Source organism: Thalassospira sp. UBA4513 (assembly GCF_002388495.1).
GTDB lineage: Bacteria > Pseudomonadota > Alphaproteobacteria > Rhodospirillales > Thalassospiraceae > Thalassospira > Thalassospira tepidiphila.
In genome coordinates, this window is sequence record NZ_DGMR01000019.1 from 90,547 (window position 1) to 102,312 (window position 11,766).

Here is an 11,766-nt window from a genome sequence, read left to right on the forward strand (position 1 = left end):
ACCTTCACCGGCCGTCCGCCAGATGAACCATCGGTTCTGGGCGAAGCATTGAATGACGTCTTCGTGCCGCTTTTGCAGCAGCAATTCCCGGAAATCGTAGATTTCTGGTTGCCGCCAGAGGGATGCAGCTATCGCATCGCGGTTGTCTCGATGAAGAAGGCCTATGCCGGTCATGCCAAGCGCGTGATGATGGGCGTCTGGTCGTTCCTGCGGCAGTTCATGTACACCAAATTCGTCATTGTCGTGGATGACGATATTGATGTCCGCGACTGGAAAGATGTCATGTGGGCGATCTCGACCCGGATGGACCCGGTGCGTGATATCACAACCGTCACCGACACCCCGATTGATTACCTTGATTTCGCGTCCCCGGTTTCGGGTCTTGGTGGCAAGCTTGGCCTTGATGCCACCAACAAGCTGCCCGGCGAAACCAACCGCGAATGGGGCGAAAAGATCTATATGGATGATGACATAATCGACCGTGTCGATCAGAAATGGGAACGCTATGGCCTGCCCGGAACGGGCAAGAAGATTTGGCGGGACTGATCGCTAAAAGCCGTGAAAGACCATGTCGAGAGCGTTGGTGAGGCCGAAACTATCTTCGAACTCACCAACTTTCTCACCAATTTCCGCCAGCCCAACTGTCGCGATAAACTGCGGCAACAAAACCCATTCGTCGCCATTAATCTGGATGACGGGATTAAGCCGGTCGGCGGGCATGGTATATTCGGCGATTGGTTTCAGGGGCACGACGACCCGTGTCTGCAAATCAGAAAGCAGATCCGACTGCACATCGACGACATAGCCATCCTCGAAACGGCAAATATCCCCCTTGGCCATCAGAATTTCCGATGTTTGGCCAATGGTATGCCGTTCTTCGCGACATAGCTGTTGCTGGCTTCAAGGGCTGCCTTGTTTTGCTCTTTCCAGAGTTCAGCCCGTTTCATCGAAATCGCATCGCGCAAACCCGACTCAGCCGAGCGCGAAATGTTGATCCCGAGTTTTTTGGCCTCTTGCAACAATTCAGCATCAAGACTGACATTTGTCGGCTTGCGCTGCTTGGCTTTGACATCTGCGGTCATTTACGCAAGTTCCATGTGCATATTTATGCGCATACTTTATCAGCAAACGAAGCGAAGCTCAATTTCTGAAGAACATCCAGTGATCGCCATTTTCATCCGGCTTCTCGGAATAGAAAAACTGCGGCGCATCACACATGAAATCATCAACGCGGATGGCGAAATTGCACATATCCGCATCCCCCATAACTTCGGCCATGTATTCAGTGCTGTTTTCCTGCCAGCTCAGCACCGGTGGTGCCGCTTCATCAAAGACACAGAGCGCAAACTGCTCGGACTGTTTGAACGGAATATAACGGATTTCACTGTGATTTTTGGCACCATGGTTGGTCACAAACAACAGTGCGAAAAACGGACCGTCAGGGTTATCAAGGTCAACCCAACCGGCGATGCGATCGAGCACGCCGTCACAGGTAAAATCACCGGTCAGCATCTGATGACGATAATTTCGGGCATATTTCCCGCCCTGCCAGCGCATTTCGTAATAAAACTGTGCGCTTGAAACCGGATCGGTTTCGCCATTCGCATTCAGCTCCCATACACCATTTTCATCCCAGCCTTTCATCACAGTCTTGCTGTCATCTGCGAATGCAGGGCTGACCAATCCGATCAGGCAAGCCACACTAAGCCCGGAAAGAATTTTCTGCTTGTTCATCGCGTTCCCGTTTATCTGGCGCCAGTAGCACTTGTTTGTCTGACTATAACAGAAAGCCGTTTGAAATCTGTCATTGACCGGGCCTTGCCATTCGGCCCTCGTCCTGCCACCTCTGAAACAAGGCAGGAATTTTAGACCAAAACCAGCTTTTTGTTTCGGGTCTATGCGAAAACGTTCGTGCCCCCTATAACGTAAGAAACACATTCCGATACAAGGGAGCCTCCATGCCCAAGACCGACATGACACTTGATCGCATCAATGACCTTTTGGCACAGGCAAAAAAGGCCGGTGCAGACGATGCCGATGCCGTTTATGTCGAAGGCACATCGCTTTCGCTTGCCCAACGTCTGGGCAAGATGGAAAAGCTTGAACGTTCCGAGGGGGCTGATCTGGGCCTGCGGGTTCTGATTGGCAAGCAACAGGCAGTTGTATCGTCATCTGATACCAGCGACGCGGCCCTTGCCGAGCTGGTCGAACGTGCGGTTGCGATGGCCAAAAATGCCCCGGAAGATCCCTATTGCGGCATTGCCGACCCAAGTGAACTTGCCGAAACCTTCAATGTCGAAGCACTTGAACTGTGCGAGCCGGGCGAAGTTGATCAGGACAAACTGATCGAATGGGCCAGTGCCTGCGAAGAGGCCGCGCGTTCGGTCGACGGCATCACCAATTCCGAAGGATCAGAAGCCGGTTGGGGCCGCCATCAGATCACGCTTGCCGCGACCAACGGCTTTGCCAATTCTTATGCCGGGTCCGGCAGCCATATCTCGGTTTCCGTATTGGCGGGCACCGGCACAGGCATGGAACGCGATTATGATTATGACAGCGCAGTGTTTTCCACCGATCTGCGCGATCCGGTCGATATCGGCAAGAAGGCCGCCGAGAAAACCCTGCGTCGTCTGAACCCGCGCAAGGTCAAAAGCGCGCAGGTGCCGGTCATCCTTGATCCGCGCGTTTCCGCCTCTATCGTTGGGCACCTGTCATCGGCGATTAATGGTTCCGGCATTGCACGTGGCACCAGCTTCCTGCTTGATGCCATGGGCAACGAAATCTTCGCGCCGCATATCAACATCATTGATGATCCGCATCGCAAACGCGGCCTGCGGTCCAAACCGTTTGACGCAGAAGGTGTGGCAAACCAGAAACGCCATCTGATCGAAAACGGTGTCCTGAAAACCTGGATCATGGATCTGCGTTCGGCCCGTCAGCTTGGCCTGAAATCAACCGGCAACGCATCGCGCGGGGCCGGAAGCCTGCCTGGGCCGTCGACCACCAACCTTTATATGGAACCGGGCACCATTTCGCCCGAAGACATGATCAAGGACATCAAGTCGGGCCTTTACATCACCGAGATGATCGGCAGCAGCGTGAATGGTGTGACGGGCGATTATTCGCGCGGGGCGTCGGGGTATTGGATTGAAAATGGCGAACTGGCCTATCCGGTGTCCGAAATCACGGTGGCGGGCAACCTCAAAGACATGTTCAAGACCGTTGTCCCGGCCAATGACCTGACATTCAAATACGGCACCAATGCCCCGACCCTTCGCATTGACGGCATGACGCTGGCCGGGCAGTAACCGACCTTCGCTGTTGCCCAATTAAAAAAGAACGCCCGGTCCATTTTGGCCGGGCGTTTTGCGTTTGTGTATCTGAAAATCCGGTGCGTCTAGGCCGACCGGATGGCATTGACGAAATTGTCCGTCGCACCTTTCAGGGTGGCAAAGTTTTCGGACAAAGTGCTGACCGCGGTTAAAACGTCGCTTGATGCTGTGCCTGCATCGTTTACAGCCTGTGAAACCGTAACAATGTTGGAACTGACAACCGTTGTCCCGGTCGCGGCCTGTTCTATGTTAAAGGCGATTTCACGGGTTGCCGCAGATTGTTCCTCCACCGCCGAGGAAATGGTCGCAACAATGCCTTCCATTTCGCTGATCGTTTGGCTTATCAGTTCGATCTGGTTGGCGGCAAAGCCGGTGCGGCTTTGAACACTGTCGACCTGGGCGCGGATTTCTTCTGTTGCCTTGGCCGTTTGCGCCGAAAGGGTTTTGACTTCATTGGCGACAACCGCAAATCCCTTGCCCGCATCACCTGCCCGCGAAGCTTCAATCGTTGCATTGAGCGCAAGCATATTGGTCTGGTCGGAAATATCGGTAATCAGTTTAAGAACATGATCGATATTGTTGGATGCCTCGACCAGTTCCTTGATACCGCGCATGGTTTCGCGGGCCTGATCAACCGCCTTCTTGGCGATTTCATTTGAAAAGACAACCTGACGATTGATCTCCTCAATCGAACTGTTGAGCTCCTCAGTGGCCGAAGCAACGGAATCCACATTGCCACTTGCCTCTTCACTGGCCGATGCAACAGCCGTCGTTTGCTCTGACGCCGAATTTGCGATCTGGGACATGCCAGTGGCCGTTGCCTGCAACTCGACGGCCGCGGCAGCAACCGCTTCGATAATGGTCCCGACACTTGTCGTAAAGCTGTCCGCCGTCTGGTTCATGAACCGCCGCTGCTCTTCTTTGGATCGTTCTTCCTGCGCGCGGGCTTCGGCTTCGAGTTCGTCATTGCGAATGGCATTGGTTTTAAACACCTGAACCGCCTGTGCCATCTGGCCGATTTCGTCCTTGCGGGTCTGTCCGGGAATTTCGACACCCAGATCATGATTGGCCAGCCTGCGCATGATGGTCGTAATCGCAGTGATCGGACGCGATAAGCGATCCCCCATGACCCAGGCCAGAACCATCCCAAGAACGGCACCGCCAATCGATGCGATCAGGATTTCCTTTTCTGCCAGAATGATTTCGGCGACGACCTTTTCAAAGATGTTGTGCTCTGCCACCGCGAGTTCCTGTTTCAGGGCCTCGGCATCGGCAATAATGCCCTCGGATGCTTCGCGCATGGTCCCGTGGACTGTTGCGACAATTTCCAGTTCGTCGGCACGCACCTTGTCAAAGACCTGACGATAATCGGCAAACAGTTCCTTGGCTTCCTTCAGAACACTGGAAAGTTCGCCAGGCAATGGTTGATCACCAATGCTGCCCAGTGCGGTCTCAAGCTTGGCAAATTCATCGGCGGACTTCGCGCCAAAGCTGTCATCCTGACGGCCAATCAGGATATTGGCATACAACCTTGCCAGAAGCGCATGTTCACGTGCCGCGACTGAACGTTTGAGGAGTTCAAGATCGCCGGTGTTCTGCGCATGGGCAACAAGCTTGTCGAGATCGGCAACGATCTTGATCCCGTCGGGTTCAAGGCGATCCAGGATCAGGGAATGGTATTCGTCGCTCAGGTTTTTGGCCGAGGCGAAGCTTGCCAGATAGGCATCAAGCTCTTCGGCGATGTGTTCAATGCGATTGCGATGTTCTTCGACCATGAATTGCGACTGCGCGTCTTTAAGCATCAGCTCAAGCTGCTTGGCATAGGTAAACACGGCTTCGGCATCTGCCGGATCAGCCGTATTGGCAAATTCACGCGCGTGACTGTTAAAGCGCAGGAACTGCGTCTCAATCTCGCTGATCAGCGCGGCTTCTTCGACATAATGGGCATATTCATCCACATCATGTGAAACAGCAACAAAGGTGAAATACGCAAAGGCAAGTGCCGAAATGAGAATTGCCAGTACCACGGCAAAACCAGCCAGAATTTTTGTTTTTATCTGCATGTCAGCCAACACACCTGAGTTGAGAACCAAAGCAGAGGACCCCGAAACCATCGTCAAACTCCTTGTAAGGCGAAGACAACCATCTACGCTCACCGATGCGATCTAGCGGAATTGTCTCGGTGCCCAATATCCTCAAACGGAGAGGGGGCACGCACTTATCCCCTTATAATTAAATTGGAAAAAAGAAGTTCAACTTCAAGAACCCACTAGCATTCCATCACAGATGCGTAATAAAGCGCAGAAATCCAGGCGTTTGACCAAGACAACCCGACAGCCAGAGGAATGAAGTTTGGAAGCGATTTCTTTTAATCCGCAGCGATCCGAAGCAGATCAGGTGACGGGTGATCGGTCATTGAAGACAATGCGGCATAGGCCGGCGGCACCATCAATCGCACAGGATAGGGGGACAAGCTGATTTCACACGGCAGTTTCCCGGCACTTTCGCCGTCAATCTGAAGCGGGGCTGGTCCGCAATGACTGGTGATCGTGATGCGCTCCGCCCGGACCACCGAAACGTCACTTTGGGCATGCAACCGATTAAGTGTCAGTGCCAGACCATAACGCGACAAGGCCCCGATCCCGTTGCCCGGCATCAGCACAACATCAAGGCTGTTGGCCGTCAGGCTGGCATCGGGCGATATGACAAATGCCCCGCCGTAATGTTGCGCATGGGTTACAACCACACCCGACACTCGATAATTTTCCCGGCCAATACTGACTTCAAAATCACGATGACGCGGGAAAAAGATGTTGCGAAGGCCTTCCAAAACATAGGCCCCCTTACCAATCAGGCGTTTGAGGCGAAGCGAAACATTGGCGACCGTATCGGCATCGGCCCCCATGCCGACCATCAAAAAGAACGCCCGGCCATTAACCAGTCCCGGACGCACCCAGACCATGCCGGGGTTATTGATATAGTCGGCAATCGCGCGTGCGCGGATTTCAAGCCCGACCTCGACCGCAAGCACATTGGCCGTTCCAAGCGGGATGATGCCAAGTGGCGGGACCTCGTGCCCGTCAATCTGGGCATCAAGCAATCCGTTTAATGCCTCGTTAAGCGACCCGTCGCCGCCGGCAACAAACAAGCGTTGATGGGCACGGACCTTGCGGGCCAGTTCGCGGGCGTGACCGGGATGAGTGGTTTGCAGCAACTCCACCTTGATGCCGGCATGTTGCAATATCTGGGATAAAAACCGCTGTTTATTGCCACCGGCACGTGGATTGAAGATGACAGTCACATCCGCATCGGTCATTTGGACCCACTTCCGAAATAAAAATGAAATAAATTTTTCACAGCACCTACCATATGAAATAAAACATGTAACAGTTGCTTTACAGAACTGCGAAATTTCTGTGAACGGGTTATATAATCGAACGATTTGTTTTAAACCGATACTGGCTTGGAACAGTATTCGGCAAGACAAACTGTCGAATTCCAGCCATCCTTTTGGCAGGATACGGAGGAGCGGCAATGACAGCGATGACGCTGCAACCGCATTACCGCACGGTCTGGATTTCAGACGTCCATCTGGGGACACGTGGATGTCAGGCAGACCTTCTATTGGATTTCCTCAATGAAGTGACGGCAGACACCTATTATCTGGTGGGTGACATTATTGACGGCTGGCGCCTCAAGAAAAGCTGGTACTGGCCGGAAAGTCATCATGCCGTGATCACGACAATCATGGAAAAGGCAAAGAATGGCGCCAAAGTCATCTTCGTCCCCGGGAACCATGATGAATTCGCCCGCGAGTTTGTCGATATGACTTTTGGCCATGTCGACGTTAAAATGAACGATATCCACGTCACCGCCGATGGCAAGCGCCTTTTGGTCATCCATGGCGATGAATTTGACGGCGTCGTCAAATACGCCAAGTGGCTGGCCTATCTCGGTGATACCGCCTACAACCTTGCCATTACGCTCAACCGCTATTTCAACGGCGTTCGCCGCCGCCTTGGTTACGGATACTGGTCGCTTTCGGCTTATCTTAAGAACCGGGTGAAGAACGCGGTTCAGTTCATCTGCAACTTTGAAAACGCCGTCGCCCATGAAGCCGCCAAACGCAAGGTGGATGGCGTGGTCTGCGGCCATATCCATCACGCCGAAAAACGCAAGATCGGCGATGTGCTCTATTGCAATGATGGTGACTGGGTTGAAAGTTGTACTGCCCTTGTCGAAGACAAGGAAGGCAAGCTTGAACTGCTGCACTGGGCCGAAATGCGCCAGATGGCAGTGAGCCATTCAAGCCCCGGCCACGATGCGGCAAGCGCCCCGTCGCTTGGCCTTGGCAAATTGATTTCCATGTTTCGTATCGCCCATGAAGCGGGCAACTCTGCATCGGGCTCTTCGAAAAAGGGCAATGATGCACCGATTGGAAAGACTGCATGAAAATACTGATCGTAACCGATGCCTGGTATCCGCAGGTCAACGGTGTTGTCCGTACCCTTGAAACCGTACGCGGCGAGTTGGGCGAGATGGGACATGACGTTCATGTCATCTCGCCCGATCAGTTTAAAACCATCCCCTGCCCGACCTATCCGGAAATCCGGCTGGCGCTTTTTGCCAAACGTAAAATGGCCAAGATGATCGAGGCCCTTCATCCCGTCGCCATCCACATTTCCACTGAAGGCCCGCTGGGTCAGGCCGCACGGGCCTATTGCCTTAAGCGTGGCATTCCGTTTTCGACCGCCTATCACACGCGCTTCCCGGAATATATTCATGCCCGCTGGCGCCTGCCGCTTTCGATCCTTTATCGCGGCATGAAGCATTTCCACGGCAAATCGCAATCCGTCATGGTGGCAACCGAAACCCTTCGTCAGGAACTGTCCGACTGGGGCTTTAACAACTTGCAAATCTGGTCACGCGGTGTCGATCTGGACCTGTTCCGCCCCCGCCCGGAAGCCAGTTTTGGCGATTTCCCAAAACCGCACTGGCTGTTTGTCGGCCGGGTTGCGGTGGAAAAGAATATCGGCCACTTCCTGGATCTTGACCTGCCGGGCACAAAGTTTGTCGTTGGCGATGGCCCGCAGCTAAATGAGCTCAAGGGCAAATATCCCAACGCGCAGTTTCTCGGCAAAAAAATTGGTGAAGAACTGGCAACGGCCTTTGCCGCGGCCGACGTCTTCGTCTTCCCCAGCAAGACCGATACTTTTGGCCTTGTGATCCTTGAAGCCCTGGCATCGGGCACCCCGGTTGCCGTCTTCCCGGTTCAGGGACCAGCCGATATCGTGCGCGGCACCAAGGCTGGCGCCATTGATGCCGACCTACGCGAGGCCGCCTTGGCGGCGTTGGAACTTAAAAGTGACGACGCCCGCGCGTTGGCCGAACAATATAGCTGGCGTAATTCCGCCACCCAGTTCCTGCACAATCTGGCACCGTTTTCCGGTGGGTTTGATGGTGTTGAGGCAACCCGTATTTCACTGGATGACGCGGCAAAGACCAGCACGGCAAAATCAAAGGTCGCAGAACCGGATCACGCGCCTGAAACCATGGCAGGCAAGGCACCTGTTGGGCAACCAGCCCAATAGGCCGCACGCCTGATCAGCGATAAAGGCTTTTGCGCAAGGTGCGATATGCCCAAAGACCGTTCAGTGCATCCGTGCCCAGCCAGCGACGGAACGGGCGGAGCATCAGATAGACCGGGCGCAAAAGCCTGATCACCTTGCGCAGCGGTACTAATTGCGGTGCGGTTTCGCCAGCAGCCTCGACATAGGCCTGCCATCCGGCGCGCAGTAATTCCGGGCGTTTTTTAAATTCACGCTGGATGGAAAAAACAAACAGCAAGATGTCGCGCGCCTGGGCATCAATCACCGGCATGCGGGCGTTCGGATCTTCTTCGAAATCGATAAAGCCGATCTGATGATCGTCGCGCAGTGTCATGTTGCGAAGCAACGGTGCACCATGCGCAACCCCTTCGCCATGCAATCTTGCCAGGGCCGCACCGGCGTCAACAACATGACGACGGATGGCATCATCATTGCCCTTGTCGACATCATCTTCGATGCAGGTTTTAAGGATGCGGCCATTATCGCCAATCGCAATCCAGTTTTCACCGACATCAATCAGATCGGGGACCAACACACCAAGGGATGTAAGCTTGCGCAACGTCGCGGCCTCGCTTTCAAGGCCCTTTTGCCCGCCGGGCGATACGGTCGGGCGCAACAATGGAATGCCGGTAATGTTGGCCGCAAAGCGCTGAACGCTGTGCCAGACTTTATGTTTGGCCGGAACTGCCTGTTTGACCCAAATGCGCCGGTTATCCCAGCGCAGCGGGAAAACCCGTGCACCGACACCCAGGGCCACAGTGCGTTCGACAAGTGCGTGGAGTTGCTCGTTCATTTATTTGTCTTATATGTCGCAGTTGGCAATCTGCTGTTATGCAGACCATTTTTGTGTCCGTTAAAGCGTCTCAGCAGCTTGCCGCCCTTGTCCGAGCGTGCTAGCAACAGCGCGAGTATTTTACTTTTATGATGCCGTATCCATAACGATAGTATCAATTCGATACAATCTGGAAATGGCGAAGAAGGCCGGGATCAAATCATTGCCAAAGAATTCGTTGGATCATACTGCAGAACACTGGGGTACCTGGCCGCTGGTCAAGCGTATCGTGCGAGATGCGGTTGCCCCCTATCTTGGCAAAATACTGCTCGCGCTTCTGTGCATGGCTCTGATGGCCGGGGCGACCGGCCTGTATGCGCTTTTGATGGATCCGATCATCAATGATGTTTTCATCAACAAGAAGGAAAACATGCTGGTGCCCGTCGGGGCAGCGGTTCTTGGATCCTTTGCCCTCAAAGGCTTTGCCAACTATGGCCAGACCGTTTTGATGAGCTATGTCGGTGGGCGTATTCTGGCCGATCTGCAAAACAGCCTGTATGAGCACGTCATTCGCCTTGATATCGGCTTTTTCCACAGCACGAATACCGGCAAGCTGATCACGCGCTTTACCAACGACATCACCGCGATGCGCGCGGCAGTTTCAAACTCGCTGACCGGTTTTGGCAAAGACCTTCTGACCGCTGTCGTCCTTGTCGGCGTGATGTTCTACAAGGACTGGTTGCTTGCGATCATCGCCTTTACCGTATTTCCCGCTGCGATCTATCCGATTGCGCGACTGGGCAAACGTATGCGCAAGGTGTCCGCCAATACCCAGCAACAGATCGGCGAATTCGCCACCTTGCTTGAACAAACCTTCCAGGGCATTCGCCACGTGAAGGCATATGGCATGGAGCCCTATGAATGTTCGCGCATGGGCAAGCTGGTAGAGACAGTCTTCAAACTGAGCTTCAAGGCATCGACGGTTAGTGCACGTTCGTCCCCCATCATGGAAACACTTGGTGGTGCAGCAATCACCGCCATCATCATTTATGGCGGCAACCGCGTGATCGACGGGGCAAGCGACCCCGGGAGCTTCTTTGCCTTTATCACAGCCTTGCTTCTGGCCTATGAGCCGGTCAAACGTTTGGCCAATATCAACATCACCTTGCAGCAAGGCCTTGCTGCGTCCCAGCGCGTCTTCACGGTTCTTGATATTGAACCTGAAATCAAGGACGCACCGGATGCCAAGGAGCTCGCCGTTTCGGGCGGCAACATCAACTTCAAAAACGTTGCCTTTGCCTATACCCCTGAAATCACGGCACTCCGCGAGATTGATCTTGATATCAAGGCAGGTGAAACCGTGGCTCTTGTCGGCCCGTCGGGTGCGGGTAAATCGACCATCCTCAACCTGATCCCGCGTTTCTATGACATTGATCAGGGTGCGATTACCATTGATGGTCAGGATATCCGCAATGTGACGCTTGAAAGCCTGCGCAAGGCAACCGCACTCGTCAGTCAGGAAATCACCCTGTTTGACGATACGGTACGGGCCAACATCGCCTATGGTCGTGCTGGCGCATCGGATGCCGAGATCGAACAAGCCGCACGTCAGGCCGCCGCCCACGACTTTATCGGACAGCTTCAACATGGCTATGACACGATTGTCGGCGAACATGGTGTGAAGCTTTCGGGTGGGCAGCGCCAGCGTATTGCGATTGCGCGCGCCATGCTGAAAAACGCGCCGATCCTGTTGCTGGACGAAGCGACCTCTGCACTTGATACGGAATCCGAACGCCATATTCAGGGGGCTTTGGCCGAACTGATGAAAGGCCGGACGACCCTTGTAATTGCGCACCGTCTGTCGACCATCATTGATGCCGACAAGATTTGCGTTGTCAGCAATGGGCGCGTGACCGAACAGGGCAAACACGAAGAATTGCTAGCACTGGGAGGGGCTTATGCGCACCTCTATAACTTGCAATTCTCGGAAGAAAACGGAAACTGATCCGGACAACTTCGGGAATATCGGGCGTGCAGTGGCATAAACGGATCA

General features: G+C 54.0%; 10 protein-coding genes and 1 pseudogene. 5 read left to right on the forward strand and 6 right to left on the reverse strand.

Translation table 11 applies throughout. The features are described 5' to 3' along the window. A pseudogene (locus B2T33_RS07015) lies at positions 1-546 on the forward strand (UbiD family decarboxylase domain-containing protein); the annotation flags it as partial. 3 nt (positions 547-549) lie between these two features. Here the strand turns inward: B2T33_RS07015 and B2T33_RS07020 are convergent. Genes B2T33_RS07020 through B2T33_RS07030 form a run of 3 tightly spaced genes read right to left on the reverse strand, consistent with a single transcriptional unit; the run spans position 550 to position 1,734 of the window. Continuing rightward, positions 550-840, reverse strand: coding sequence for a CcdB family protein (locus tag B2T33_RS07020; protein WP_197146809.1), 291 nt, complete (start codon positions 838-840; stop codon positions 550-552). Continuing rightward, positions 840-1,082 carry a type II toxin-antitoxin system CcdA family antitoxin gene (locus B2T33_RS07025; RefSeq protein ID WP_064782149.1) on the reverse strand — a complete coding sequence of 81 codons (243 nt, stop codon included), beginning with the start codon at positions 1,080-1,082 and terminating at the stop codon, positions 840-842. Before B2T33_RS07025 ends, B2T33_RS07020 begins: the two co-directional genes overlap by 1 nt. A gap of 58 nt (positions 1,083-1,140) precedes the next feature. Next, a complete protein-coding gene (locus B2T33_RS07030; RefSeq protein WP_286791578.1) occupies positions 1,141-1,734 on the reverse strand; it encodes a hypothetical protein in 594 nt (197 codons plus the stop codon). Between the two features lie 224 nt (positions 1,735-1,958). Here B2T33_RS07030 and B2T33_RS07035 point away from each other — a divergent pair, with 224 nt between their 5' ends. Then, positions 1,959-3,308 carry a TldD/PmbA family protein gene (locus B2T33_RS07035; protein ID WP_286791579.1) on the forward strand — a complete coding sequence of 450 codons (1,350 nt, stop codon included), beginning with the start codon at positions 1,959-1,961 and terminating at the stop codon, positions 3,306-3,308. Positions 3,309-3,397: 89 nt separating this feature from the next. Here the strand turns inward: B2T33_RS07035 and B2T33_RS07040 are convergent, their stop codons facing one another. Then, positions 3,398-5,395, reverse strand: coding sequence for a methyl-accepting chemotaxis protein (locus tag B2T33_RS07040; RefSeq protein ID WP_286791580.1), 1,998 nt, complete (start codon positions 5,393-5,395; stop codon positions 3,398-3,400). 305 nt (positions 5,396-5,700) lie between these two features. Beyond that, complete coding sequence (locus B2T33_RS07045) at positions 5,701-6,648, reverse strand: diacylglycerol/lipid kinase family protein (RefSeq protein WP_286791581.1); 948 nt, start codon at positions 6,646-6,648, stop codon at positions 5,701-5,703. A 218-nt stretch (positions 6,649-6,866) separates the two neighbouring features. Here B2T33_RS07045 and B2T33_RS07050 point away from each other — a divergent pair, with 218 nt between their 5' ends. Together B2T33_RS07050 and B2T33_RS07055 are read left to right on the forward strand one after the other, a co-directional pair. Continuing rightward, positions 6,867-7,784: a UDP-2,3-diacylglucosamine diphosphatase gene (locus B2T33_RS07050; protein WP_286791582.1), complete on the forward strand. Its 918-nt coding sequence runs from the start codon at positions 6,867-6,869 to the stop codon at positions 7,782-7,784. After that, the gene (locus tag B2T33_RS07055; RefSeq protein WP_286791583.1) at positions 7,781-8,923 is read left to right on the forward strand and encodes a glycosyltransferase family 4 protein; all 1,143 of its coding nucleotides are present in this window, start codon (positions 7,781-7,783) and stop codon (positions 8,921-8,923) included. The genes B2T33_RS07050 and B2T33_RS07055 overlap by 4 nt, the downstream gene beginning before the upstream one ends. Before the next feature lie 13 nt (positions 8,924-8,936). On the opposite strand, the gene B2T33_RS07060 is transcribed toward B2T33_RS07055, so the two are convergent. Next, a complete protein-coding gene (locus B2T33_RS07060) occupies positions 8,937-9,734 on the reverse strand; it encodes a hypothetical protein (RefSeq protein WP_286791584.1) in 798 nt (265 codons plus the stop codon). A 175-nt stretch (positions 9,735-9,909) separates the two neighbouring features. Here B2T33_RS07060 and B2T33_RS07065 point away from each other — a divergent pair, with 175 nt between their 5' ends. Further along, entirely contained in the window at positions 9,910-11,718 is a 1,809-nt protein-coding gene (locus B2T33_RS07065) for an ABC transporter ATP-binding protein (protein ID WP_120225515.1), read from the forward strand. Positions 11,719-11,766: the final 48 nt, after the last annotated feature.